The following is a 25,253-nucleotide window of genomic DNA, read 5'->3' on the forward strand; positions in this document are numbered from 1 at the left end:
CTTCCCGCCTAAGGTGGCCGTATGACCTCCTCCCCGCCCGCGTTGACCCGCATTCGACTCGGTTCGGCTCCGGACTCCTGGGGGGTGTGGTTCCCCGAGGACCCGCTCCAGACCGGCTGGGAGCGCTTCCTCGACGAGGTGGCCGAGGCCGGGTACGAGTGGATCGAGCTCGGCCCGTACGGGTACCTGCCCACGGATCCCGTGCGGCTCGCGGAGGAGACCGCGAAGCGCGGGCTGAAGGTCTCGGCCGGGACGGTGTTCACCGGACTCCATCACGGACCCGCGGTCTGGGAGCAGACCTGGGAGCACGTGTCGCGGATCGCGGAGCTGACCCGGGCCACGGGCGCGGGCCACCTGGTGGTGATCCCCTCCTTCTGGCGGGACGACAAGACGGGTGCGCTGCTGGAGGACCGCACGCTCACGGCGGCGCAGTGGCGCGACCTGGCGGAGCAGACCGGGCGGCTGGGCCGCGAGGTGCAGGACCGGTACGGGCTGCGGATCGCGGTGCACCCGCACGCGGACACCCACGTCGACACCCCGGAGAACGTGGCCCGCTTCCTGGACGCCACCGATCCCGACCTGGTGTCGCTGTGCCTGGACACCGGCCACTACGCCTACTGCGGGGGCGACAGCGTGGAGCTGATCGAGTCCTTCGGGGAGCGCATCGGCTACCTGCACCTCAAGCAGGTGGACCCGCGGATCCTGGCCGAGGTGGCGGCGGAGGGGCTGCCGTTCGGCCCGGCGGTGGCCCGCGGCGTGATGTGCGAGCCGCCGGCGGGGGTGCCCGAGCTGGGCCCCGTACTGGAGGCGGCGCAGCGGCTGGGGCGGGAGCTCTTCGCGATCGTCGAGCAGGACATGTACCCCTGCCCGCCCGAGCGCCCCCTGCCCGTGGCCCGGCGGACCCGCGCCTATCTTCGCTCCTGTGGCCTGAGCTGACGGGCGGCGGCCTTTCCGCCGCCCCCGAGGAGGGGGAGAAGAGATGGGCAGCACGCTGGGTATCGCCGTGATCGGTGCGGGGAGGATGGGCGCCGACCACGTGCGGCGCATCGAGCGGATGGTCAGCGGGGCGCGGGTGGCGGCCGTGGCGGATCCGGACGGGGACCGGGCGAAGGAGGCCGCGGCCGGGCTGGAGGGCTGTTCCGTGCACACCGACCCGGAGGCTGCGCTGGCAGCTCCGGGGGTGGACGCCGTGCTGATCGCCTCCCCCGGTGCGGCGCACGAGGAGGCGCTGCTGCAGTGCTTCGCGCGGGACCTGCCGGTGCTGTGCGAGAAGCCGCTGACCCCGGACGCGGCGGGGGCGCTGCGGGTGGTGGAAGCCGAGCAGCGCGCGGGCCGGCGGCGGGTGCAGGTCGGGTTCATGCGCCGGTACGACGCGGAGTACGGGCAGCTCAAGGCGGTGCTGGGGGCGGGGGAGCTGGGGCGGCCGCTCTTCCTGCACTGCCGGCACCGCAATGCGTCCTCCCCCTCCTTCTTCACCTCCGAGATGCTCGTGAACGACTCGGTGGTGCACGAGGTGGATGCGGCGCGTTGGCTGCTGGGGCAGGAGGTGACGGCCGTGACGGTCCTCTCCCCCGCCTCCGCCTCCACGGCTCCGGCCGGGCTGCGCGATCCGCAGTTCGTCCTGCTGGAGACCGACGGCGGGGTGATCGTGGACGTGGAGATCTTCGTGAACTGCGGGTTCGGCTACCAGGTGCAGTGCGAGGCGGTCTGCGAGTCCGGCAGTGCGCGCATCGGTGACGGGGCGGCCATGGTGGTGCAGTCCGGCGGCCGCTGGGGCGGGTCCATCGTGCAGGACTACACGGTCCGCTTCGCCGATGCGTACGACCGGCAGCTGCGCCGCTGGGCGGACTCCGTGCGGCGGGGGGTGGTGGAGGGCCCCGACGCCTGGGACGGGTACGCGGCCGCCGCCGTGAGCGAGGCCGGGATCCGGGCCCAGCGCACGGGGGTGCGCACCCCCGTCGAGCTGGCGGAGAGGCCCCCGCTCTACCGCTGATCCCGTCCCGCCGACCCCTGTGCCGCATGTGCTGCCTGTGTCACAGGGGTCGACGTCTTGTCACGCATGTCCGCATTACGCGGGTCTTCCGTCACAGCCGGTCGACAGCCCCTCCCCCGGGATCGGCGGGCGTCGTTCTCGGGGCACAGGCTGAGTGATCGTCAGCGTCCCCGCCCCGGCTCCCCCGACGGCCTCCCGGCCGCCCGTGCGGCGTGGACAAGGAGGTGCCGCAGATGACCGACCGAAAGCTGTGGTCGTACAAGGAGATCGCCGCCCACATCCGGGTCCAGCCGGACACCGTGCGCTCGTACCGCAAGCACGGGCTGCTGCCGCCCCCCGACCACGTCGAGGGCGGGAAGCCGTACTGGTACGCCGATACGATCCGCACCTGGGTGGCCCAGCGCCCCGGCAACCGGGGCCGCCGCCCGGAATGACCAGCGGGAGTGAGCGCCCGGAGTGAGCGCCCGGACCGCCCGGCGGGTCAGCCGACCCGCCCGGGCACCGGCTCCGGCCTCCCCGGGCCCGGCCCGCAGCCGGTGGTCACCAGCTCTCCTGCCCGCCGGCCCGCGAGGCCGGGCGGATGCTGCCGCCCTGGCCCGCCCGGCACTTCAGCGCCAGCAGCGGGAAGGCGAGTACGGAGACCATGCCCGCGCCGACCAGGGCGGCGGCCTCCCCCGGGTCGAGCGCCCCGTCGTCCACGCCGAGGGTGGTGATGGCCACGACCAGCGGCAGGGCCGTGGAACCGAAGAGGACCAGCGCCCCGCGGTCGCGCCGGCCCAGGTCGCGCGGGGCCAGGAACCAGATCGGCAGCCCGCGCACCAGCAGGAACAGGGCCAGGAACAGCGGGAGCAGGGCCAGGGCGCGGCCACCCGACAGCAGCGCGTCGAGGTCGAACTCGATCCCCGTGACCACGAAGAACAGCGGCACCAGGAAACCGAAGCCGATCGCCTCGACCTTCGAGAGGATCACCTCGCTGCTGTCCGGGGCGGCCCCCTGGAGGATCAGCCGGGTGACCATGCCGGCGGCGAAGGCCCCGAGCAGTACGTCGAGCCCCATCACCTCCGCCAGGCCCAGCATCAGCATCAGGAGCAGCGCCACCAGCCGCACCGCGAACTGGCCGCTGCTGTGCAGGGTCTTGGCGATCACGTTCGAGAACCAGGGCGGCTTGGGGCGCAGCGCCCACCGCACGGCCACGGCCGTGAGCAGCGCGAACGCCGCCAGCAGCACCGTGGAGACCCCGGGGCTGCGCCCGCTCAGCAGCAGGGCCATGGCGATGATCGGCCCGAACTCGCCGACCGCGCCCATCGCCATCACCACCGAGCCGAAGCGGCCGCCCAGCCCGCCGGAGTCCCGCAGCACCGGCAGGATCGTGCCGAGGGCGGTGCTGGTCAGCGCGGTGCCGATGTAGACGCCCTTGGCGAAGCCGCCGCCGGCCAGCAGCACGCCGAGCGCGAGCCCGATCGCCAGGGCGGCCAGCCAGGCCCAGACCGAGCGCCTCAGCGTGTCGCCCCGCACCTGGTCGAACTGGATCTCGTACCCCGCGAGGAAGATCAGCATGGCCAGGCCCAGCTCCGAGAGCACGTCGACGGCTTCACCCGTACGGGCCCAGCCCAGTACGTCGGGGCCGACCAGGATGCCGAGCAGGATCTCGAAGATGACCAGGGGTACGGCGACCCACCGGCCCAGGCCGTATGCGATCAGCGGCGCCAGCACGGCGATCGCCATGATCAGGATGAGCGTCCCCGCATGCGCCATACGTGCCATTTACTTATGGCACGGGCGTCTTGTCCATTCCGACACGGCCGCCCCGCCCCGCGCGGACGGAACCCGCGAGACGCTAGGTGGAATACCCCCTAGGGGTATAGTGTTCTCCTCAGTGGGAGGCGGACGGAACCGCCCGCGGCCTCCCGCCGACTGACTTCGTACGCTCGGAAGGGCGCACCGAAGCCGTCCCGTACGCCCCGCAAGCCCCGTGCACCCTGTACGCCCCGAATGAGGAGAACGAGATGACCGCCGAGACCGAAACCCAGCAGCCGGCCTCCTCCTGCTGCTCCAGCACCGGCTCCTGCCAGGACGGCGCGGGCACGCTCCAGGTCGGCACCGTCACCGCGGTGTACCAGGTCTCCGGGATGACCTGCGGCCACTGCGAGGGCGCCGTGACCCAGGAGCTCTCGGCCCTCCCGGGCGTCACCGCCGTGAAGGCCGTCGCCGCCACCGGCGAGGTCACGGTGGTCTCCACCGCCCCGCTCGACCCGGAGGCCGTCCGCGCGGCCGTCGACGAGGCCGGGTACGAGCTCGCCGGGGCCTGACCCGCGCGGGCGCGGCGCCCGCACGGCACCGCGGACCGTCCGCACCGCCCCACCCCCTGCTTTTCCGCCGGACCGCGCCGGCCAGCTGATACTGGTCCCGTACGGTCCGGCCCTCCCCCTGGAGCTCGGACATGAGCAGCAGCACCGTGCACGAAGAACCGACGACGGCACCGGCCGCCGGGGCCCCGGCCCACGAGGTCGAGCTCACGATCGGCGGGATGACCTGCGCCTCCTGCGCGGCCCGCATCGAGAAGAAGCTCAACCGCATGGAGGGCGTCACCGCCACGGTGAACTACGCCACCGAGAAGGCGAAGGTCGCCTACCCGGACGGCACCGAGGTCGCGGACCTGATCGCCACCGTGGTGAAGACCGGCTACACGGCCGCCGAGCCGCCGCCCCCGGCCGCCCCGGACCCCTCCGCGGCCCCCGGAGAGCCCGCGGGGACCACCGCGGCGCAGCCCTCCGCCGACCCGGAGCTCGCGGCCTCCCGCCACCGCCTGATCGTTTCCGCGCTGCTCTCCGCGCCGGTCGTCCTGCTCGCGATGGTCCCGGCGCTCCAGTTCGACAACTGGCAGTGGCTCTCCCTGACCCTCGCCGCCCCCGTGGTGGTCTGGGGCGGCGCGCCCTTCCACCGGGCCGCCTGGACCAACGCCAGGCACGGCGCGGCCACCATGGACACCCTCGTGTCCGTCGGCACCCTCGCCGCCTTCGGCTGGTCCCTGTGGGCCCTGTTCTTCGGACACGCCGGGATGCCCGGCATGCGGCACGGCTTCGACCTCACCGTCTCGCGCACCGACGGCTCCTCCACCATCTACCTGGAGGTCGCCGCCGGGGTCGTCACGCTGATCCTGCTCGGCCGCTACCTGGAGGCCCGCTCCAAGCGGAAGGCCGGGGCCGCCCTGAAGGCCCTGCTGGAGCTCGAGGCCAAGGACGTGACCGTGCTGCGCGGCGGCGCCGAGGTGCGGATCCCCGTCGCGCAACTCACCGTCGGCGACCGCTTCCTGGTGCGTCCGGGCGAGAAGATCGCCACCGACGGCACGGTCGTGGAGGGCAGTTCCGCCGTCGACGCCTCGATGCTGACCGGCGAGTCCGTACCCGTGGACGTCACCGCCGGCGACCCGGTCACCGGAGCCACCGTCAACACCTCCGGCCGGCTGGTCGTCGAGGCCTCCCGTATCGGCGCCGACACCCAGCTGGCCCGGATGGCCCGCCTCGTCGAGGACGCCCAGAACGGCAAGGCGGCCGTCCAGCGGCTCGCCGACCGGATCTCCGCGGTCTTCGTCCCCGTGGTCCTGGTCCTGGCCCTCGCCACCTGGGTGGGCTGGCTGCTGGCCACCGACGACCCCGCCGCCGCCTTCACCGCCGCCGTGGCCGTACTGATCATCGCCTGCCCCTGCGCCCTGGGGCTGGCCACGCCGACCGCGCTGATGGTGGGCACCGGCCGCGGCGCCCAGCTCGGCATCCTCATCAAGGGCCCCGAGGTACTGGAGTCCACCCGGCGCGTGGACACCGTCGTCCTGGACAAGACCGGCACGGTCACCACCGGGAAGATGGCCCTGCGCGAGGTCTTCACCGCCGAGGGCACCGACGAGCGCGAACTGCTGCGCCTCGCGGGCTCCCTGGAGCACGCCTCCGAGCACCCCGTGGCCCGTGCGGTGGCCGCCGGGGCCGTGGAGCGGGCCGGCGCCCTGCCGGTCCCCGAGAGCTTCGAGAACCTCGCCGGGCTCGGCGTGCAGGGGGTCGTGGACGGCCGCGCCGTGCTCGTCGGCCGCGAGCAGCTGCTGGCCGACTGGGCGATCGAACTGCCCGCCGCACTGGCCCGGGCCAAGGCCGGGGCCGAGGCGGAGGGCCGCACGGCGGTCGCGGTGGCCTGGGACGGCGCCGCCCGCGGCGTGCTGACGGTGGCCGACGCGGTCAAGGACACCAGCGCCGAGGCCGTGGCCCGGCTGCGCGCCCTGGGGCTCACCCCGGTGCTGCTGACCGGGGACAACCGGGCCGTCGCGGAGACCGTGGCCCGCGAGGTGGGCATCGGCGAGGTCATCGCCGAGGTGCTGCCGCAGGACAAGGTGGACGTGGTCAGGCGGCTCCAGGCCGAGGGCCGTACGGTCGCCATGGTCGGCGACGGGGTCAACGACGCCGCGGCCCTGGCCCAGGCCGACCTGGGGCTCGCGATGGGCACCGGCACGGACGCGGCCATCGAGGCCGGTGACCTCACCCTGATGCGCGGGGACCTGCGGGTGGCGGCGGACGCGATCCGGCTGTCCCGCCGGACCCTGGCCACCATCAAGGGCAACCTGTTCTGGGCCTTCGGCTACAACGTCGCCGCCCTGCCGCTGGCCGCGGCCGGACTGCTCAACCCGATGATCGCGGGGGCGGCGATGGCCTTCTCCTCGGTGTTCGTGGTGACCAACAGCCTGCGGCTGCGGTCGTTCCGCTGAGCTCCCGGCCCTGACACTGCGACAAAAGGCCGCCTCCTCAAGGGGGGCGGCCTTCGCACGTCCCCCACGGCTCCTTCACGAGAGACACAGATCACAGTGAGGGGAGCGTAACCATCGGGGGGTGTGGCGAGTCTAATGAGGCGATGCCGCGAACGTCTTGGGGGACGCTCGACGGATGTCTTGGGGGACGTCCGGGCATCTGCCGGCCGGGGCACGTGCCTCGCGGGGAGCTTTGAGCGGCCCTCCCGAAGCGTACGGGTCCCGGCAGAACACCCGTGGAGCGCTGCGCTCCCCGCCGACACCCGGCTCGGATCCCGTGGGGGGAATCCGTACCGGGGAACCGGAAGGCGCCCCGTCCGTCGACCCGTGGGGGGATCGACGGCGGGGCGCCTTTCTCTTGTCCGGTGCGGGCCGCCGCGCCTCACGCGGGGTCAGCGGCCCGGAGCGGCCTGCGGTCAGCGGGCCTCGACCGGGACGAAGTCGCGCAGGACCTCGCCCGTGTAGATCTGGCGCGGACGGCCGATGCGGGAACCCGGCTCCTTGATCATCTCGTGCCACTGGGCGATCCAGCCGGGGAGCCGGCCGAGCGCGAAGAGCACGGTGAACATCTCGGTCGGGAAGCCCATGGCCCGGTAGATCAGGCCGGTGTAGAAGTCCACGTTCGGGTAGAGGTTGCGCTCGACGAAGTACGAGTCGGCCAGCGCGTGCTCTTCGAGCTTGAGCGCGATGTCCAGCAGCTCGTCGCTCTTGCCCAGGGCGGAGAGGACGTCGTGGGCCGCAGCCTTGATGATCTTCGCGCGCGGGTCGAAGCTCTTGTAGACGCGGTGCCCGAAGCCCATCAGGCGGACGCCGTCCTCCTTGTTCTTCACCTTGCGGATGAAGGCGTCGACGTCGCCGCCGTCCCGCTGGATGCCCTCGAGCATCTCCAGCACGGACTGGTTGGCGCCGCCGTGCAGCGGGCCCCACAGGGCGCTGATGCCGGCGGAGATCGACGCGAACATGTTGGCCTGCGAGGAGCCGACCAGGCGGACCGTGGAGGTCGAGCAGTTCTGCTCGTGGTCCGCGTGCAGGATCAGGAGCTTGTCGAGGGCCGAGACGACGACCGGGTCGAGCTCGTACTCCTGGGCCGGCACGGAGAAGGTCATGCGCAGGAAGTTCTCGACGTAGCCGAGGTCGTTGCGCGGGTAGACCACCGGGTGGCCGACCGACTTCTTGTACGCGTACGCGGCGATGGTGGGGAGCTTGGCCAGCAGCCGGATCGTCGAGATGTGGCGCTGCTTGTCGTCGAACGGGTTGTGGCTGTCCTGGTAGAAGGTCGACAGGGCGCTGACGACGGAGGACAGCATCGCCATCGGGTGCGCGTCCCGCGGGAAGCCGTCGTAGAAGCGCTTCACGTCCTCGTGCAGGAGCGTGTGCTGGGTGATCTCGTTGCGGAACGACGCGAGCTGGTCGACGGTCGGGAGCTCGCCGTTGATGAGCAGGTACGCGACCTCGATGAAGGTCGACTTCTCGGCGAGCTGCTCGATCGGGTACCCGCGGTAGCGCAGGATGCCCTGCTCGCCGTCGAGGTAGGTGATTGCGGATTTGTAGGCAGCGGTGTTCCCGTAGCCGCTGTCCAGGGTGACCAGACCGGTCTGGGCCCGCAGCTTCGCGATGTCGAAGCCCTTGTCGCCTACGGTGCTGTCGACCACCGGGTAGGTGTATTCACCGTCCGCGTACCGGAGTACTACAGAGTTGTCGCTCACGTCATCCCTCACCGACGTAGTGCCTCTTCTTCGAGGTGCCCTGACTGCCTCTACCTTCCCCCATTTGGCGCAGGAGAGTGCACTCGGGGTCGGCCATCGGGCCCTTTGGCGGCACTGAGTGCCGTCAACCTGCACATACTGCCCCCTCCGGACCGGCGGAGGAAACCCCAATGATCGATCATCCTTGGGTGATGTTTCCCACCGGTAGCCGGCCGGACAGCCTGGGGGCCACCGCCGTGTACCTCCTGCCTGCGGAAACGGTACGCACCGCTTGGCCGAGAGCCCTGCGGGAACCCACCAGTACGACCAGTTTCTTTGCCCGGGTGACGGCCGTGTAGAGCAGGTTCCGCTGGAGCATCATCCAGGCCCCCGTCGTGACCGGGATCACGACCGCGGGATATTCACTCCCCTGGGAGCGGTGGATCGTGACGGCGTAGGCGTGCGCCAGCTCGTCCAGCTCGTCGAACTCGTACACCACCTCCTCGTCCTCGTCCGTGCGCACCGTCAGCCGCTGGTCGTCCACGCTCAGCGCGGTGACCACCCCCACGGTGCCGTTGAAGACCCCGTTGGCGCCCTTGTCGTAGTTGTTGCGGATCTGCGTGACCTTGTCGCCCACGCGGAAGACCCGGCCGCCGAACCGCTTCTCCGGCAGGTCCGGCCGGGCCGGCGTGACCGCCTGCTGGAGCAGTCCGTTCAGATGGCCGGCGCCCGCCGGGCCCCGGTGCATCGGGGCCAGGACCTGCACGTCCCGCCGCGGGTCGAGCCCGAACTTGGCCGGAATCCGACGGGCGGCCACGTCCACCGCCAGCCGGCCGGCGGCCTCCGTGTCCTCCTCGGGGAAGAGGAAGAAGTCCGGCAGCCCGTCCGTCAGGGGCGGCAGGCCCGTGTTGATGCGGTGGGCGTTGGACACCACGCCGGACTGCTGGGCCTGGCGGAAGATCCGCGTGAGCCGTACGGCGGGCACGGGGCCGCCCTCCGCCAGCAGGTCGCGCAGCACCTCGCCGGCGCCGACCGAGGGCAACTGGTCCACGTCCCCGACGAGCAGCAGGTGCGCCCCCGGGGCCACGGCCTTCACGAGCTTGTTCGCCAGGAGGAGGTCGAGCATCGAGGCCTCGTCCACCACCACGAGGTCGGCGTCGAGCGGGCGGTCCCGGTCGTACGCCGCGTCCCCGCCCGGCTTGAGCTCCAGCAGCCGGTGGACCGTCGACGCCTCGGCGCCCGTCAGCTCGGCCAGCCGCTTGGCGGCCCGGCCCGTGGGCGCGGCGAGGACCACCTTGGCCCTGCGGGCCCGGGCCAGCTCGACGATCGAGCGGACCGTGAAGGACTTGCCGCAGCCGGGGCCGCCCGTGAGCACGGCGACCTTGCGGGTGAGGGCCAGCCGGACGGCGTCGCGCTGCTCGGGGGCGAGCTCCGCGCCCGTGCGCTTCGCCAGCCAGGCGAGGGCGCGGTCCCAGTCGACCTCCCGGAAGCCGGGCATCCGGTCCTCGGCGGCCCCCAGCAGCCGGCGCAGCTGCCCCGTCAGGGAGAGCTCCGCCCGGTGGAAGGGGACCAGGTACACCGCCGTGATCGGCGGACCGCCCTGCGGGTCGGGGACCTGCTCGCGGACCACCCCCTCGTCCGGCCCGGCCAGCTCCGCGAGGCAGTCGATGACCAGGCCCGTGTCCACCTGGAGGAGCTTGACCCCGTCGGCGATCAGCCGGTCCTCGGGCAGGAAGCAGTGCCCCTGGTCCGTGGACTGCGACAGGGCGTACTGGAGGCCGGCCTTGACCCGCTCGGGGCTGTCGTGGGGGATGCCCACGGCCTGGGCGATCCGGTCGGCGGTCAGGAAGCCGATGCCCCACACGTCGGCGGCGAGCCGGTAGGGCTGGTTCTGCACCACCGAGATGGAGGCGTCCCCGTACTTCTTGTAGATGCGCACGGCGATGGAGGTGGAGACCCCGACGCCCTGGAGGAAGACCATGACCTCCTTGATGGCCTTCTGCTCCTCCCAGGCGGCCCCGATCATCCTGGTCCGCTTGGGCCCCAGCCCGGGCACCTCGACGAGCCGCTTCGGCTCCCGCTCGATGACGTCCAGCGTGTCCGTGCCGAAGTGCTCCACGATGCGGTCGGCGATGCGCGGGCCGATGCCCTTGATCAGGCCCGAGCCCAGGTACCTGCGTATGCCCTGGATGGTGGCGGGCAGGACCGTGCGGTAGTTCTCCACGGTGAACTGCTTGCCGTACTGCGGGTGGGAGCCCCAGCGGCCCTCCATCCGCAGCGATTCCCCGGGCTGCGCCCCGAGCAGGGATCCGACCACCGTGAGGAGATCTCCGCCGCCGCGGCCGGTGTCCACCCGGGCGACGGTGTAGCCGTTCTCCTCGTTGGCGTACGTGATCCGCTCGAGTACCCCCTCCACCACCGCCAGATTCGACATGCCCCGACGTTACCGCCGCCCGCCGACACCCCACCGGGCCTGTGGACAACTCCCCTTGCGGACACGGCCGCGGGGACAGCGAGGGGGTCCCTGCCTCCGCGGCCGGAACCCCCTCGGTTTTCCCCTCCCCCGTTCCCCCCGTGCCGGCCCTTCCCGATCCCCCCCCGGGTCCCCTCCCGGAAGTGCCGACGCCATGTACGACTTCCGGACGGGCGGAACGGTTGCACTCCGGTTCCGGATTTATTTCTTCGTTACCCAAGGTGCCGCCGTATCGGGACGGACGTAGCGTTTCGGGCATGAGTGATGACTCCTTCGAGAACGACGTGCTCGCCGAGCTCGGCGACGACCGGCTCACCGAGATCGCCGGGCTCCTCGGCACCGACGCCGACGGGGCCCGCGACGTGGTCCAGACGACCGCCTCGGCCCTCGGCGGCGGGCTCCAGGAGAAGGCGGCCGCGCAGGACGGGGACGCGTCCGAGGTGCGCGAGGCCTTCGCCGAGGTCTCCGAGCCGCCCCTCCAGGGCGTGGCCGCGCTCGGCGGCGGCCTGCTGGGCGGCGGCCTCATGGCCGGGGTGCTGGCCAAGATCGGAAAGCCGGTGGCGGCCGCGGTCTCCAAGAAGACCGGCATCCCCGCCCCCACCGTCAGCCGCGTGATCGAACTCCTGATCCCGGTCCTGCTCGCCGTGCTCACCAAGCGGGCCGCGCAGAAGAAGGGCGGCCCGGCCGCACCGGGCCTCTGAGACCCCGCCGCGGGTCCGGGCGGGCCCGCGGCGCAACCGCCCCGCGCCCCCGGGCCCCGCGCTATCCTCACCGGCGTGGACACCGCCGACACGGTCAGACTGCGCGCACCCGAGCCGGGCGACCTGGGCTGGATCGTCCAGCGCCACGGCGCCCTGTACGCCGCCGAGTACGGCTGGAACGCCGAGTTCGAGGGCCTGGTCGCCCGTATCGTCGCGGACTTCGCCGAGGACCACGCCCCGCACCTGGAGCGGGTGTGGATCGCCGAACTCGACGGGGCCCCGGTCGGCTGCGTGATGTGCGTACGGGACGACGCGGCGCCCGCAACGGCCCGGCTGCGCCTGCTGCTCGTCGACCCGGCCGCCCGCGGCCGCGGCGTGGGCGCCCTGCTGGTCGGCGCGGTGGTGGACTTCGCCCGCGGGGCGGGCTACCGGGAGCTCGTGCTGTGGACCAACGACGTGCTCGCCCCCGCCCGGGTCCTGTACGAGCGGGCCGGATTCACCCTGGTGTCCGAGAAGCCGCACCGCTCCTTCGGCGCCGACCTCACCGGCCAGGACTGGCGGCTGCCCCTTCACGGGGGCTCCCCGCACTGACCCCGGCCGCGCCCGCGCCCGTACCCGGGCCGCCCCCCGGGTCCGCGGCCGCCCGCGCCCCGGCCGCGCGCTCCCGCACCGGCCCCAGCGAGGTCAGCGCCACCCCGCCGACCAGCAGGACGGCCGCCGTCCAGCGCAGCCCGCTCATCCCCTCCCCCAGGACCAGGGCCGCCGAGGACATCCCGAAGACCGGTACGAGCAGGGTGAACGGCGCCACCGAGGAGGCGGGGTAGCGGCGCAGCAGGTACCCCCACACCCCGAAGCCGAACACCGTCGACACCCACGCCACGTACACCAGGACGCCCGCCCCCGCCCAGTCCAGCGAGCGCAGGGCGCGCAGGTCCCGCTCCGGGCCCTCCAGCAGCAGGGAGAGCAGGAGCATCGGCAGGACGGGGACCGTGGACACCCAGACCATGAAGTTCAGCGCGTCGGCGGGGGCCGCCCGGCGGGTGAGCACGTTCGACACCCCCCAGCAGGCGGCCGCCGCGACCACGAGCACGAAGCCGGCGACCGGGCCGGAGGCCCCCTGGTCCACGGCCGCCACCGCGATGCCCGCGAGGGCCACCGCCATCCCCGCCGCCCGCACCCGGCCCGGCCGCTCCCCCAGCGCCACCGCCGCGAACACCGCGGTGAAGACGGCCTGGACCTGGAGCACCAGCGAGGACAGCCCGGCCGGCATCCCGGCGGCCATCCCCGAGAACAGCAGCCCGAACTTGGCCACGCCCAGGGCCAGTCCGACCCCCAGCACCCACTTCCACGCGACCTTCGGCCGGCCCACCAGGAAGACCGCGGGCAGGGCCGCGCCGAGGAAGCGCAGCGCGTTGAGGAGCAGCGGCGGGAACTGGTCCAGCCCGATCTCGATGACGGTGAAGTTGACGCCCCAGACGGCGGCGACGAGTACGGCGAGTGCAAGGTGTACGGGACGCATGAAGCGAGCATCTGCGCCCCGACCGTGAAGCACCAGCGCCTAGTTCTACCGGGTCGGATGTAGCAGTGCTTACGATTGCCCCATGCTCGACCTCGCCCGGCTGCGCGCCCTCCACGCCGTCTCCGTCCACGGCTCGGTCGCGGGCGCCGCGGCCGCCCTCGGCTACACGCCCTCCGCCGTCTCCCAGCAGATCGCGAAACTGGAGCGGGAGACCCGCACCACCCTGCTGGAGCGGCGCGGCCGCGGGATCGCGCTCACCGAGGAGGCCAGGCACCTGGCGGACACGGCGCAGGAGCTCCTCGCGATCGTCGAGAAGGCCGAGACGGCGCTGGAGGAGCGGCGGGGGCGGCCCAGCGGGCGGCTGACCGTGGCGGCCTTCGCTTCGGCCGCCCGGGGGCTGCTGCCGCAGGTGCTCGCCGACCTGGCGCGCCGTCACCCCGCCCTGGACGTACGGATGACGGAGGTCGACCCGCACCTGTCGGTGGACCTGGTGGCCCGCGGGGTGACCGACCTGGCCGTGGCGCACGACTGGGACATCGCGCCGCTGCCCGCGCCCGAGGGGGTGGGGCAGGAGCAGATCGGTGAGGAGCGGTGCGACCTGTTCGTGCCGGCGGACCACCCCTTCGCGGTGCGCGCGCACGGGCGTGGCGGGCCGGTGCACCTCTCCGAACTGGGCGGCCAGCGCTGGATCTGCCAGCCCCCGAACCACGTCTGCCACGACTGGCTCATGCGCACCCTGCGCTCCGGGGGCCACGAGCCGGACATCGCCCACGTGGCCGAGGAGAACCACACCGTGCTCGCCGTGGTGGCCGCCGGTCTGGGCGTGGCCGTGGTCCCGCGGCTGGGCACCTGGACCCTGCCGCCCGGCGTGGTCCCCGTACCCCTGGAACCCGCGCCCGTCCGCCGCCTGTACGCCCTGTGGCGGACGGGGGCCGCCCGCCGCCCCGCCATCTCGGAGACGGTCCGCACCCTGCGCGCCCACTGGCCGCCGCCGGACCTGCGGCCGCCCAGCGCCTGACGGTCCCCCCGGACCACCGGGCTCCGCTCCGGGCCCGCCTGACGCCCGCTCAAGGATTCCGGGCGGCAAGGGGGACCTACCGGGCGAACCGGCGGGCGAACCGGCACAGACGGGTCACCGGCTCCCCGCGGACCCGTGGCCGGGCACCGCCCTCCGGCCTAGGGTCACCGGCGGCACCGGCTTCCCGGCGCCCGTCTTCACAGCTCGGACCATCTCAGAGGGGCTCTCCATGCGCATCCGCACCATAGGCACCGCCGTCGGCACCCTGGCCGTCTTCGCCAGCGCCCTGACGGCTCCGGCGGCGGCGGACACCGCCCCGGGCGGCCCCTGCTCCGCCGCCGTCCGCGCCGAGTCCTTCTCCGACGCCCTCGACAAGACCACGTTCCAGGACCAGTTCGTGGGCAACTTCTCCGGTCTCGCGGTGGACGCCGGCGGCGGCCCGGTCCTGGCCGTCTCGGACCGCTCCCAGCTGTTCTCGCTCGACCGGGACACCCTGCGGCCCACGGGCGTGGTGCGGCTCGCCGACGAGAACGGCGCGGACCTCGACGCCGAAGGCCTGGCCGTGGAGCGCGACGGGTCCCGGCTGGTGTCCTCCGAGACCGAGCCCTCGGTACGGCGCTACGACCGCGCGGGCCGCCTGACCGGCAGCCTGCCCGTGCCCGAGTCCCTGCGCCCGGCCCCCCAGGGGCGGGCCGTGGTGAACCAGACCTTCGAGGGCCTGACCCTGCTGTCCGGCGGCCGCACCCTGGTCGCCGCGATGGAGGGGGCGCTCACCGGTGACGAGGCCGGCTTCCTGCGGCTCCAGACCTGGCGGAAGTCCTGGCAGACGGGCGAGTTCCGGACCGCCGCCCAGCACGGCTACCGTGCCGACGCCGGCCTCGGCATCAGCGAGGTGACGGCCGTTCCGGACGGCCGGCTGCTGGTCCTGGAGCGCGGCTGGAAGTCCGGGGTCGGCAACACCGTCCGCCTGTACCTGGCCGACCTGGCCGGGGCCGCCGACGTCAGCGCGGTACCGGTGCTCGACGCGGCGCAGGCCGGTTCCGCCGTCCGCAAGACCCTGCTCGCGGACCTGGCCGACTGCCCCTCGATGGGCGCCACGGCCAAGCAGACCCAGCCGAACCCGCTGCTGGACAACATCGAGTCGATGGCGGTCACCGGGCGCACCCCCACGGGCGCCCTGCGCGTCCTGCTGGCCAGCGACGACAACCAGAACGCGGCCCAGACCACCCGCCTGTACCACCTGACGGTCCGCCTCTGCGGCCTGGCGTAGCTCCTCCGGGGGACCGCGAGGGTGTCCCCCGGGGCCCGGGGCGGGCGCGGCAGTAGCGTGCGCGGATGCCGTACCACGCCTCCCGCCGCGCCCTGCTCGCCGCGGCCGCCCTGGCAGCCGTCGCGGGGCCCGGGTCCGCCGCCGCCCTTCCCTCCGAGACGCAGCGGCCGGGGGCGCCGCCCGCCTGGCTCCGGCGGCTGGTCGCGGGGATGACCCCGGCCGAGAAGGTGGGGCAGCTGTTCGTCACGCGCGCGTACGGGCACTCCGCGACCGATCCCGACCCGGCCGACGCCGAGGCCAACCGGGCCGCCTTCGGGGTGTCCACCGCCGCCGAGCTGGTCTCGGAGCTCCACGTCGGCGGGATCGTCTACTTCTCCTGGGCCGGCAACACCCGCGACCCGCAGCAGATCGCGGAGCTGTCCGACGGTCTCCAGCGGGCCGCGCTGGCCGGTCCCTCCCGGATCCCCCTGCTGCTGTCGGTGGACCAGGAGCACGGGATCGTCACCCGGATCGGCCGGCCCGCGGCCCTCTTCCCGGGGGCGATGGCCCTCGGGGCGGCCGGTTCGCCGCCGCTGGCCGGGCGCGCCGCCGCCGTCGCCGGGGCCGAACTGGCCGCGCTGGGCATCCGCCAGGACTACGCCCCGGTCGCCGACGTGAACGTCAACCCGGCCAATCCCGTGATCGGCGTACGGTCCTTCGGCGCGGACCCGCGGGCGGTGGCCCGGCTGGTCGCGGCGCAGGTGCGGGGCTACCAGTCGGCCGGGGTAAGCGCCACCGCCAAGCACTTCCCCGGGCACGGGGACACCGAGACCGACAGCCACCTGGGCCTGCCCGTCATGCGGCACACGCGGGCGCAGTGGGAGGAGCTGGACGAGCCGCCGTTCCGGGCCGCCGTGGCGGCCGGGGCGGACGCGGTGATGACCGCGCACATCGTCTTCCCCGCCCTCGACCCCTCCGGGGACCCGGCCACCCTGTCCGGGCCGATCGTCACCGGGCTGCTGCGCGGCCGCCTCGGCTTCCGCGGGGTGGTGGTCACCGACGCCCTCGACATGGCGGGCGTACGGCAGCGGTACGGGGACGACCGGGTGCCCGTACTGGCCCTGAAGGCCGGCTGCGACCAGCTGCTGAACCCGCCCGACCTGCGGCTCGCGGTGCGCTCGGTGCTCGCGGCGGTGCGCTCGGGCGAGCTGTCCTGGGAGCGGGTGGAGGAGTCGGTGCTGCGCATCCTCGCGCTCAAGGCGCGGCGGGGGCTTTTCGCCTCGCCGTTCACCTCGGCGGAGCGGGTGGCGGCCACGGTCGGCGCCCCGGCCCACCTGGCGGCGGCCGACGCGGCGGCCGCGGGCGGCACCACCCTGCTGGCCGATCCGGGCGGCCTGCTCCCGCTGTCCCCGCGGACCCGGCCGCGGCTGCTGGTCACGGGCGCCGATCCGGCCTCCCCGAGCGGGACCACCGGACCGCCTCCGGCCGTGCTCGCCCGGGAGCTGGCCGCGCTCGGCTTCACCGCCGAGGCCCTGCCCACCGGCCTGTCCCCGGACGGGGCAGCGGTGGCGCGGGCGGTGGCGGCGTCCCGCGGGCGGGACGCGGTCCTCGTGCTGACGTACAACGTCCCGGAGTCCGGGGGCCCGCAGCACGCGCTGGTACGGGCGCTCGTGGCGACCGGGGTCCCGGTGGTGACCCTGGCGGTCCGCAACCCGTACGACCCGGCCCGGCTGCCCGAGGTCTCGGCGGCCCTGGCCACGTACGCCTGGACGGACGTGGAACTGCGGGCGGCGGCGCGGGTGCTGGCGGGGCGCACGGCCCCGGCGGGCCGGCTGCCGGTGCCGGTCCCGGGGCGCTATCCGCTGGGGCACGGGCTGCGCGGGTAGCCGCCCAGACGGGAAGCAGCAGGCGGGAGGCGGGTAGGCGGCGGCCCCCGGAACCCTCCGCTTCCGGGGGTCCGGGGGCCGCCGCCTCACCTCGCGCGGGTCACGGCCGCAGCTGCGGCTCGCGCTCCAGGTCGCGGCGGTCGAGCTTCAGGTCCGCCTTGGCCAGCGGGCTGGCCTTGGCCTCGCCCTTCAGGACGGCGGCCGGGGCCACCCCGGCCCACTGCAGGATCTTGGCCGTGGCCAGGGTCTGCTGCTCGGCGGGGAGCTGGGACACGCGGGCCCCGTGGTTGGCGCCCGGGGCGGTCATCACGTAGCTGTCGCGCGAGCCGTAGCCCAGGTGGAAGGGCTCGGCGCCCCACGGGTCGTTCTGCCCGTACACGAAGAGCATGTGGCGGGCGTTGTTGCGCACCCACAGGTCCACGTCGCGCATGGCCTGCGGCTCGAACTTCATGGGGATGGCGGCCGGGACGAAGTTGCGCGGCCCCTGGTAGCCGTACCGGGTCAGGCCCTTGAGGTGCGGGAGCTTGATGTCCGGGGAGCCCAGCTGGGTGCCCGCCTGGTAGTAGTACGGGGTGTACGGCTCCAGGCCCTGGTCGGTGTAGAAGGAGAAGCCGGAGATGGCGTCGATGCTGTCCCAGATCTCCTGGTCGGTCGCGGTCTTCGCGTCCGGGACGGTGCCGCAGTCGGACAGCAGGCTGTACTGCCAGAAGGCCCACACGTAGTCGAGGACGACGGCCTCGTAGGCCTTGTCCATGGTGCCGACGGTGGTGAAGGTGTAGCCGTTCTCGGCCGCGTACGCCGTGTACTTGGCCTGGAGGGCCGTCCGGCGCACCAGGGCCTCGCGCTGCACGGCGTTCAGGCGGTCGCGGCACTGCTTGGTGCCGACCTTCGCGAAGAACCGGTCGTAGGCCGAGTCCTCCTTGTTCACCACGTCGTTGGGCGCGACGTACGCGACGACGCCGTCCATGTCGCGCGGGTAGAAGCGCTCGTAGTAGGTGGCGGTCATGCCGCCCTTGCTGCCGCCCGTGGAGATCCACTTCTTGTCGTAGATCTTCTTCAGCTGGGCGAACAGGCGGTGCTGGTCGGTGGCGGCCTGCCAGATGTCCAGCTTGGACCAGTCGGCCGGCTGCGGGCGCGAGGGCGTGAAGAAGCGGTACTCCAGCGACACCTGGTTGCCGTCGACGATGGTCGTCGGCTCGCTGCGCCGCGGGCTGGTGTTGACGTGGTATCCGGAGGTGAAGAAGACCGTCGGCCGGGTGGTGTCCTTGTGCAGCAGGGTCAGCCGCTGCTGGAAGGTGGCACCCGTCGGCTTCCGGTGGTCGACCGGCTGGGTGTAGTTCAGTACGAAGAAGCGGTAGCCGGGGTACGGCTTCTCCTCGATCAGGCTCATACCCGGAACCGAAAGGATCCGGTCCTTGATGTCCGTGCCGGTCTCGGACCCGGCGGCGGTGGCCGCCCCGGCCGTCGAACCGGCCACGCCCACGGTGCCGATGAGCACCACGAGCGACAGCAGCCATCTGAGCGCCTTGCGCATTCGCCCTCCCCTGGGAATCACAGCGGAACGCCGTGAAACCTAGCGGGGTCAACACGCCCCTGAACAGACCTGGTTGAGCCCTCGCGCCACTCGTGTCCCGGATGAGGACCCGATCAGCGCAAGATCAGGACCTGTTCAGCGCGCGATCGGATTCAGCACAGGATCCATCCGGAATCGACAGAACCCGATCCGACCTGGCCGCGAACGTACACACAACGGCTCAATGCGTACACGCTCACGGGTCCGGCGAGCCGCGTGAACCGGCCGCTGTCGCGCACCGGCACCCCGCCGCGCGGCTGGATGCTGACGCTCATCTTCTGCCGGACGCCCGTCCGCTTGGGCAGCGTGACCGCGCAGGCGTGGGTACGGGTCTTGTACACGCGGACCTCGCCCGTGCTGAACGGCAGCGTCCGCATGTGCCGCCCCGGGCAGCCCGAGGCCGCCTGCGCGGGCACGGCCGGCAGGGCGCCGATCCCCAGCGCCAGCCCCAGCGCGAACACCCCGAGCAGCCGGGCCGCCCGGCGGCGCCCCGCCGGCTCCCCGCGGCCCTCCGCCGGCCGCCGCCCGCCCGCGTCCGCCGTCCCGCCGCTGCCGCCCGCCCTGCCCCACGCGTCGAACACCCTTGTTCCCCTCCGCCATGTGTACCCCTCTACGACGTACGGGGGCCCGGCATGGTTGCACCGGACCCCCGCGGGGAGCGCGATCAGGCCGCCGTGGCCGGTTCGTCCTCGCCGGCGAAGGCCCGCCACAGCTCCGCGTACCGCCCGCCGCGGGCCAGGAGCTCCGCGTGCGTACCGTCCTCGGCGACCCGGCCGCGGTCCATGACCACGACCCGGTCGGCGCGGGCCGCCGTGGTCAGCCGGTGGGCGACCACGAGGGTGGTGCGCTTGCCGGCCAGCCGGTCGGTGGCCCGGTTGACCAGGGCCTCGGTGGCCAGGTCGAGGGCGGCCGTGGCCTCGTCGAGCAGCAGGACGTCCGGGTCCACCAGCTCCGCGCGGGCCAGGGCGATCAGCTGCCGCTGCCCCGCGGAGAGGTTGCGGCCGCGCTCGGCGACGGTGTGCAGGTAGCCGTCCTCCAGGGTCGCGATCATCGCGTGGGCGCCGACCGCGCGGGCCGCGGCCTCCACCTCGGCGTCGCTCGCGTCCGGCCGGCCGTACGCGATGGCGTCGCGGACCGTGCCCGGGAAAAGGTACGACTCCTGCGGGACCACCCCGAGCCGGTGCCGGTAGCCGGTCAGGTCCAGGGTGCGCAGGTCGGCGCCGTCCACGGTGACCCGGCCGGAGGTGGGGTCGTAGAAGCGGGCGACCAGCTTGACGAGGGTGGACTTGCCGGCGCCGGTCTCGCCGACGAAGGCGACGGTCTGCCCGGCCGGGATGTGCAGGTCGATCCCGGCGAGGGCGTCGCCCTTCTCGCCCCGCTCCTCGGCGGTCCCGTAGCGGAAGTGCACGTCCTCGAAGGCGATCTCCCCGCGCAGGGCGGGCACCTCGCGGGGCCGCTCGGCCGCGGGGGTGGTGGTCGGCTCGCGCAGCAGCTCCTGAATGCGGCCCAGGGAGACCGTGGCCTGCTGGTAGCCGTCGAAGACCTGGGAGAGCTGCTGGACGGGGGCGAAGAACAGGTCGATGTAGAGCAGGTAGGCGACCAGCGCGCCCGTGGTGAGGGTCCCGGCCTCGACCCGCCCGGCGCCCACGACCAGCACGGCCGCGGCCGCCCCGGAGGCGAGCAGCTGGACGAAGGGGAAGTAGACGGAGATCAGCCACTGCCCGCGCACCCGGGCCTCGCGGTAGGAGTCGCTGCGCTCGGCGAAGCGCGCGGCCCCGGCCCGCTCGCGGCGGAAGGCCTGCACGATCCGCAGCCCGGCCACGGACTCCTGGAGGTCGGCGTTGACCAGCGAGACCCGGTCGCGGGCCAGCTCGTAGGCCTGCACCGACTTGCGGCGGAAGTAGACCGTGCCGACCACCAGGACCGGCAGGGTGGCGAAGACGATCAGCGCGAGCTGCACGTCGATGACGAGCAGGGCGGCGAGGATGCCGAAGAAGGTGAAGACGGAGACGACCGCGGTGACCAGCCCGGTCTGGAGGAAGGTGCTGAGCGCGTCCACGTCCGTGGTCATCCGGGTCATGATCCGGCCGGTCAGCTCGCGCTCGTAGTAGTCGAGCCCGAGCCGCTGGAGCTGCGCGAAGATCTTGACCCGCAGCGCGTACAGCACCCGCTCGCCGGTCCGCCCGGTCATCCGGGTCTCGGCGAACTGCGCGGCCCACTGGCCGAGGACCACCAGCAGGGCCAGTGCCGAGGCGGCCCAGACCGCCCCGAGGGCCAGCTGCTCGACGCCCTCGTCGATGCCGTGCCGGATCAGTACGGGCAGCAGCAGGCCCGCGCCCGCGTCCGCGGCGACCAGCAGGAGGCTGACGGCCAGCGGGGCCCAGAAGCCGCGCAGCAGGCGGCGGAGGTTGTAGCCGTCCTCGGCGGCCGCGGCCCGGTCCTCGTCGACCGCGGGGGTGTCGAGGGCCGGGGGCAGGGCGGCGACCTGGGCCAGCAGCTCGGGGGTGGCGGGCATCCCGGCCACCGCCCCGGCCGTGGAGCGCGGTCCCGCGGCGGGGGCGCCGCCCGCGGCCGCGGGGGCCGCCGGGCCGGAGCCCCCGCGGGCCTCGCGGCGCCACAGCTCGGGGGTGACCCCGTCCGCGACCCGCCGCTTGGCGTTGACCGGCTCGGCGTCGATCTCGGCCTCGATCTCCAGCTCTTCGAGGTCGCGCTCCAGATCGCGGGCGAGGTCGCGGTCCAGCCCCGCGAGGAGTTCGGCTCCGGTCCCGGAGCGGCCCGGGGATCCGGCGGCGAGCACGTCGGGGTCGGTCAGCAGGCGCCGGTAGAGCGGGGAGCGGCGCTCCAGCTCCTCGTGGGTGCCGAGGTCGGCGAGCCGCCCCCCGTCGAGTACGGCGATCCGGTCGGCCAGGGCCAGGGTGGAGCGGCGGTGGGCGATGAGGAGGGTGGTCCGGCCGGCCATGACGGACCGCAGGGCCTCGTGGATCTCGTGCTCGACGCGGGCGTCGACCGCGGAGGTGGCGTCGTCGAGGAGCAGCAGGCGCGGGTCGGTGAGGATGGCGCGGGCCAGGGCGATGCGCTGGCGCTGGCCGCCGGAGAGGGTCAGGCCCTGTTCGCCGACCTTGGTGGCGTACCCGGCGGGGAGGGCTTCGATGAAGCGGTCGGCCTGGGCGGCGCGGGCGGCCGTGCGCACCTCCTCGTCGGTGGCCCCGGGGTACCCGTACGCGATGTTGGCGCGGATGGTGTCGGAGAAGAGGAAGCTGTCCTCGGGGACCAGGCCGATGGCGGCGCGCAGGGAGTCCTGGGTGAGCTCGCGGACGTCGTGGCCGCCGACCCGGACGGTGCCGGCGGTGGCGTCGTAGAACCGCGGCAGGAGCAGCGAGAGGGTGGACTTGCCGCTGCCGGAGGCGCCGACGACGGCGAGGGTCTCGCCGGGGGCGACGGCCAGGGAGAGGCCGTCGAGGACGGGCCTCTGCGGGTCGTAGCCGAAGGAGACCGCGTCGAACTCGACGGTCGCGGGGGCGTCGGCGGGCAGCTCCACCGTGCCGTCGGCGAGGGTGGGCTCGGTGTCGATGAGCTCCATGACCCGCTCGACGCCGGCGCGGGCCTGCTGGCCGACGGTGAGGACCATGGCCAGCATCCGGACGGGGCCGACGAGCTGGGCGAGGTAGGTGGAGAAGGCGACGAAGGTGCCGAGGGTGACCTGCCCGCGGGTGGCCATCCAGCCGCCGAGGGCGAGCATGGCGACCTGCGCGAGGGCGGGGACGGCCTGGAGGGCCGGGGTGTAGCGGGAGTTCAGGCGGATGGTGCGCAGCCGTCCGGCGAAGAGCCGGCGCCCGGCCTCGCGGAGCTTGCCGGTCTCCTGCTGCTCCTGGCCGAAGCCCTTGACCACGCGGACGCCCGTGACGGCCCCGTCGACCACTCCGGCGACGGCGGCGGCCTGGCCCTGGGCCCACCAGGTGGCGGGGAAGAGCTTGAGGCGGCTCCGCTTGGCGAGGAACCAGAGGGCGGGGGCCATGGCCAGGGCGACCAGGGTCAGCATCGGCGAGAGCCAGAGCATGACGGCCAGCGATATGCCGAACAGCAGGAAGTTCCCGATGGTCATCGGGAGCATGAAGAGGAGGCCCTGGATCAGCTGGAGGTCGCTGGTGGCGCGGCCGACGACCTGGCCGGTGGACAGTTCGTCCTGGCGGCGGCCGTCGAGCCGGGCGATCGTCGCGTACATGTCCGTGCGCAGGTCGTGCTGGACGTCGAGGGCGAGGCGGCCGCCGTAGTAGCGGCGGATGTACGTCATGACGTACACGAGGACCGCGGCGCCGATCAGCAGGGCGGCCCAGGGGCCCATGGGGCGGGTGCGGTCCCCGATGACGTCGTCGATGATCACCCTGGTGACCAGGGGCACCAGTGCCATGACCGCCATGCCGCCCAGGGAGGACCCGAGCGCGAGCAGCACGTTGAGCCGGTACCGCCAGGTGTACCGGGCCAGTCTCCTGGCCCAGCCGTTCTCTTTCCGGTCTCCGGCTGTCTTGGCCGCCGCCACGTGGGCCTCCCCGTTCGTCCTGCTTGTCTGCCGGAAGCGGGAACGCGCACGGCGGCGGATTTCATCCCGCCGCAACACACACAGCGCCGCACGGGGCGCCGCCGGCCGCCACCCGGGCAGGTCGGCGGGGGCGGTCAGAGGTGGGTGGGCGCGAACATCCGCAGGACCGCGGGCAGCACGACCACCGAGGGGCCGGGCTCCGCCAGGGCCTTCCTCAGGTCCGCGGCGAGGTCCCCGGGGGTGGTGGTGACGGCCGGGACGCCGAAGGAGGCGGCGAGGGCGGCGAAGTCGGGCCGGGCGAGCTCGGTGCCGGTGGCGGCGCCGAAGGCGTCGGTCATGTACTCGCGGAGGATGCCGTAGCCGCCGTCGTCCACGATCAGCCAGGTGACGTCCAGGTCGTGCTGGCGGGCGGTGGCCAGCTCCGCGATCGAGTACATGGCCCCGCCGTCGCCGGAGACGGCGAGGACGGGGGTGCCGGGCTCGGCCGCGGCGGCGCCGAGGGCGGCGGGGAAGGCGTAGCCGAGGCCGCCCGCGCCCTGGGCCGAGTGCATGGTGTTGGGGTGCCGGGCGTCGAAGGCGGACCAGGCCCAGTAGCCGAGGATCGTCATGTCCCAGAAGGAGGGCGAGCGCGCGGGCAGGGCGGCCCGTACGGCGGCCAGGACCTGCTGCTCGGCCTCCAGCCCCTGGCCCGCGATCCGGTCCGCGACCGCGGCCAGGACCGAGCGGACCCGCTCGGGCGCCTGCGGGTCGGTCCGCTCCCCCACCGTCTCCAGCAGGGCCTGGAGGGCGAGCCGGGCGTCGGCGTGGATGCCGAGGGCGGGGTGGTTGGACTCCAGCTTGCCGAGGTCGGCGTCGATCTGCACGATCCGGCCGGAGGGCAGGAAGGTGTGGTAGTTCGAGGACAGCTCGCCGAGTCCGGAGCCGACGACCAGCAGGACGTCGGCGTCCTCCAGGAAGTCCGTCATGTACCGGTCCTCCAGCCAGGACTGGAGTGACAGCGGGTGCGTCCAGGGGAAGGCGCCCTTGCCGCCGAAGGTGGTCACGACGGGCGCGTCGAGCCGTTCGGCGAGCTGGCGGAGCTTCTTCGAGGCGTCGGCGCGGACCACCCCGCCGCCCGCGATGATCACCGGCCGGGCGGCGTTCTCCAGCCAGTGCGCGGCGAGGGCGGTGAGCTCGGGCCGCGGGGCGAGCTCGTGCGGGCTCGCGTCCACGCCGGTGACCTGCGGGACCACCGTCTCGGCGCGGAGCACGTCCTCGGGGATCTCCACCCACACCGGGCCGTGCGGGGCGGTCAGCGCGGACTCCCAGGCCGCGGCGACGGCCGAGGGGATCTGGGAGGCGGTGCGCACCGGGTGCACGGACTTCACGATGCCGCGGACGGTCCCGGCCTGGTCGCCCAGCTCGTGCAGGTAGCCGTGGCGGCCGCCGCCGAGGCCCGCGGCGGGCACCTGGGAGGAGATCGCGACCACGGGCGCGGAGGCGGCGGCGGCCTCCTGGAGGGCGGCGAGCGAGGTCAGCGCCCCGGGCCCGGTGGACAGCAGCAGGGGCGCCGCCTCGCCCGTGATGCGGCCGTAGGCGTCGGCGGCGAAGCCGGCGCTGTTCTCGGTCCGCAGCCCGATCAGGCGCAGGCCGTGGCGGCGTACGGCGTCGAAGAGGCCCAGCGCGTGCTGCCCCGGCAGGCCGAAGACCGTACCGGCCCCCAGCCCCTGGAGGGTCTCCACGACCAGGTCCGCCCCGGTGCGGCCGGGCGGCGGCGCGAGGGCCGCGGCCTTCTGCGCCTCGGTGGGACGGAGTACCAGGTCGTGGTCGTGCGTCACGCGCTGTGCGCCTTCC

17 protein-coding genes and 1 pseudogene are annotated in these 25,253 nt (G+C 73.9%); 10 read left to right on the forward strand and 8 right to left on the reverse strand.

Annotated features, from left to right (window positions below):
- The first annotated feature begins 21 nt into the window (after nt 1-21).
- The 3 genes from ACZ7JZ_RS14535 (at nt 22) to ACZ7JZ_RS14545 (ending at nt 2,427) form a co-directional block, all read left to right on the forward strand.
- Nucleotides 22-936, forward strand: a complete 915-nt coding sequence (locus tag ACZ7JZ_RS14535) for a sugar phosphate isomerase/epimerase family protein (RefSeq protein ID WP_470938154.1) — start codon at nt 22-24, stop codon at nt 934-936.
- A gap of 43 nt (nt 937-979) precedes the next feature.
- Nucleotides 980-1,993, forward strand: coding sequence for a Gfo/Idh/MocA family protein (locus ACZ7JZ_RS14540; protein WP_470938157.1), 1,014 nt, complete (start codon nt 980-982; stop codon nt 1,991-1,993).
- Nucleotides 1,994-2,226: 233 nt separating this feature from the next.
- A complete protein-coding gene (locus ACZ7JZ_RS14545; protein WP_470938160.1) occupies nt 2,227-2,427 on the forward strand; it encodes a helix-turn-helix transcriptional regulator in 201 nt (66 codons plus the stop codon).
- A 106-nt stretch (nt 2,428-2,533) separates the two neighbouring features.
- Here the strand turns inward: ACZ7JZ_RS14545 and ACZ7JZ_RS14550 are convergent, their stop codons facing one another.
- Nucleotides 2,534-3,748: a cation:proton antiporter gene (locus ACZ7JZ_RS14550; RefSeq protein WP_470938668.1), complete on the reverse strand. Its 1,215-nt coding sequence runs from the start codon at nt 3,746-3,748 to the stop codon at nt 2,534-2,536.
- A gap of 251 nt (nt 3,749-3,999) precedes the next feature.
- On the opposite strand from ACZ7JZ_RS14550, the gene ACZ7JZ_RS14555 reads away from it, so the two are divergent.
- Nucleotides 4,000-4,302: a heavy-metal-associated domain-containing protein gene (locus ACZ7JZ_RS14555; RefSeq protein WP_470938163.1), complete on the forward strand. Its 303-nt coding sequence runs from the start codon at nt 4,000-4,002 to the stop codon at nt 4,300-4,302.
- A 131-nt stretch (nt 4,303-4,433) separates the two neighbouring features.
- Nucleotides 4,434-6,740: a heavy metal translocating P-type ATPase gene (locus ACZ7JZ_RS14560; RefSeq protein ID WP_470938166.1), complete on the forward strand. Its 2,307-nt coding sequence runs from the start codon at nt 4,434-4,436 to the stop codon at nt 6,738-6,740.
- Between the two features lie 455 nt (nt 6,741-7,195).
- Here ACZ7JZ_RS14560 and ACZ7JZ_RS14565 read toward each other — a convergent pair whose 3' ends face one another.
- Nucleotides 7,196-8,485: a citrate synthase gene (locus ACZ7JZ_RS14565; RefSeq protein ID WP_470938169.1), complete on the reverse strand. Its 1,290-nt coding sequence runs from the start codon at nt 8,483-8,485 to the stop codon at nt 7,196-7,198.
- 178 nt (nt 8,486-8,663) lie between these two features.
- On the reverse strand, nt 8,664-10,898 hold the full coding sequence (gene recD2, locus ACZ7JZ_RS14570; protein WP_470938172.1) for an SF1B family DNA helicase RecD2: 2,235 nt from the start codon (nt 10,896-10,898) through the stop codon (nt 8,664-8,666).
- Nucleotides 10,899-11,194: 296 nt separating this feature from the next.
- Between recD2 and ACZ7JZ_RS14575 the strand changes: the two genes are divergently transcribed.
- Both ACZ7JZ_RS14575 and ACZ7JZ_RS14580 read left to right on the forward strand, forming a co-directional pair.
- Nucleotides 11,195-11,638 (forward strand): DUF937 domain-containing protein, encoded by a 444-nt coding sequence (locus ACZ7JZ_RS14575; RefSeq protein ID WP_470938175.1) that lies wholly within the window; start codon nt 11,195-11,197, stop codon nt 11,636-11,638.
- Nucleotides 11,639-11,725: 87 nt separating this feature from the next.
- Nucleotides 11,726-12,229, forward strand: a pseudogene (locus ACZ7JZ_RS14580) (GNAT family N-acetyltransferase); the annotation flags it as partial.
- Here the strand turns inward: ACZ7JZ_RS14580 and ACZ7JZ_RS14585 are convergent.
- Entirely contained in the window at nt 12,180-13,157 is a 978-nt protein-coding gene (locus ACZ7JZ_RS14585) for an EamA family transporter (protein WP_470938178.1), read from the reverse strand. The pseudogene ACZ7JZ_RS14580 and the gene ACZ7JZ_RS14585 overlap by 50 nt on opposite strands.
- A gap of 82 nt (nt 13,158-13,239) precedes the next feature.
- On the opposite strand from ACZ7JZ_RS14585, the gene ACZ7JZ_RS14590 reads away from it, so the two are divergent.
- The 3 genes from ACZ7JZ_RS14590 (at nt 13,240) to ACZ7JZ_RS14600 (ending at nt 17,310) form a co-directional block, all read left to right on the forward strand.
- Complete coding sequence (locus ACZ7JZ_RS14590) at nt 13,240-14,175, forward strand: LysR family transcriptional regulator (protein WP_470938181.1); 936 nt, start codon at nt 13,240-13,242, stop codon at nt 14,173-14,175.
- A 229-nt stretch (nt 14,176-14,404) separates the two neighbouring features.
- Nucleotides 14,405-15,445: an esterase-like activity of phytase family protein gene (locus ACZ7JZ_RS14595; protein ID WP_470938184.1), complete on the forward strand. Its 1,041-nt coding sequence runs from the start codon at nt 14,405-14,407 to the stop codon at nt 15,443-15,445.
- Nucleotides 15,446-15,510: 65 nt separating this feature from the next.
- Entirely contained in the window at nt 15,511-17,310 is a 1,800-nt protein-coding gene (locus tag ACZ7JZ_RS14600; RefSeq protein WP_470938187.1) for a glycoside hydrolase family 3 protein, read from the forward strand.
- Between the two features lie 100 nt (nt 17,311-17,410).
- Here the strand turns inward: ACZ7JZ_RS14600 and ACZ7JZ_RS14605 are convergent, their stop codons facing one another.
- The 4 genes from ACZ7JZ_RS14605 to ACZ7JZ_RS14620 all read right to left on the reverse strand — a co-directional run bounded on the left by ACZ7JZ_RS14605 (nt 17,411) and on the right by ACZ7JZ_RS14620 (nt 25,237).
- Entirely contained in the window at nt 17,411-18,844 is a 1,434-nt protein-coding gene (locus ACZ7JZ_RS14605) for a S28 family serine protease (RefSeq protein WP_470938190.1), read from the reverse strand.
- A gap of 152 nt (nt 18,845-18,996) precedes the next feature.
- Nucleotides 18,997-19,464: a hypothetical protein gene (locus ACZ7JZ_RS14610; RefSeq protein ID WP_470938193.1), complete on the reverse strand. Its 468-nt coding sequence runs from the start codon at nt 19,462-19,464 to the stop codon at nt 18,997-18,999.
- Nucleotides 19,465-19,547: 83 nt separating this feature from the next.
- Nucleotides 19,548-23,420 (reverse strand): ABC transporter ATP-binding protein, encoded by a 3,873-nt coding sequence (locus ACZ7JZ_RS14615; protein ID WP_470938195.1) that lies wholly within the window; start codon nt 23,418-23,420, stop codon nt 19,548-19,550.
- Between the two features lie 134 nt (nt 23,421-23,554).
- Complete coding sequence (locus tag ACZ7JZ_RS14620) at nt 23,555-25,237, reverse strand: thiamine pyrophosphate-binding protein (protein ID WP_470938198.1); 1,683 nt, start codon at nt 25,235-25,237, stop codon at nt 23,555-23,557.
- Nucleotides 25,238-25,253 lie beyond the last annotated feature (16 nt).

The organism is Streptomyces sp. NPDC038213 (genome assembly GCF_055600495.1).

What these genes read in the sequence shown, in the direction of transcription:
- ACZ7JZ_RS14535 (WP_470938154.1), top strand. Translation starts at nt 22, where the DNA reads ATGACCTCCTCCCCGCCCGCGTTGACCCGCATTCGACTCGGTTCGGCT.
- ACZ7JZ_RS14540 (WP_470938157.1), top strand. Translation starts at nt 980, where the DNA reads ATGGGCAGCACGCTGGGTATCGCCGTGATCGGTGCGGGGAGGATGGGC.
- ACZ7JZ_RS14545 (WP_470938160.1), top strand. Translation starts at nt 2,227, where the DNA reads ATGACCGACCGAAAGCTGTGGTCGTACAAGGAGATCGCCGCCCACATC.
- ACZ7JZ_RS14550 (WP_470938668.1), bottom strand. Translation starts at nt 3,748, where the DNA reads ATGGCGCATGCGGGGACGCTCATCCTGATCATGGCGATCGCCGTGCTG.
- ACZ7JZ_RS14555 (WP_470938163.1), top strand. Translation starts at nt 4,000, where the DNA reads ATGACCGCCGAGACCGAAACCCAGCAGCCGGCCTCCTCCTGCTGCTCC.
- ACZ7JZ_RS14560 (WP_470938166.1), top strand. Translation starts at nt 4,434, where the DNA reads ATGAGCAGCAGCACCGTGCACGAAGAACCGACGACGGCACCGGCCGCC.
- recD2 (WP_470938172.1), bottom strand. Translation starts at nt 10,898, where the DNA reads ATGTCGAATCTGGCGGTGGTGGAGGGGGTACTCGAGCGGATCACGTAC.
- ACZ7JZ_RS14575 (WP_470938175.1), top strand. Translation starts at nt 11,195, where the DNA reads ATGAGTGATGACTCCTTCGAGAACGACGTGCTCGCCGAGCTCGGCGAC.
- ACZ7JZ_RS14585 (WP_470938178.1), bottom strand. Translation starts at nt 13,157, where the DNA reads ATGCGTCCCGTACACCTTGCACTCGCCGTACTCGTCGCCGCCGTCTGG.
- ACZ7JZ_RS14590 (WP_470938181.1), top strand. Translation starts at nt 13,240, where the DNA reads ATGCTCGACCTCGCCCGGCTGCGCGCCCTCCACGCCGTCTCCGTCCAC.
- ACZ7JZ_RS14595 (WP_470938184.1), top strand. Translation starts at nt 14,405, where the DNA reads ATGCGCATCCGCACCATAGGCACCGCCGTCGGCACCCTGGCCGTCTTC.
- ACZ7JZ_RS14600 (WP_470938187.1), top strand. Translation starts at nt 15,511, where the DNA reads ATGCCGTACCACGCCTCCCGCCGCGCCCTGCTCGCCGCGGCCGCCCTG.
- ACZ7JZ_RS14605 (WP_470938190.1), bottom strand. Translation starts at nt 18,844, where the DNA reads ATGCGCAAGGCGCTCAGATGGCTGCTGTCGCTCGTGGTGCTCATCGGC.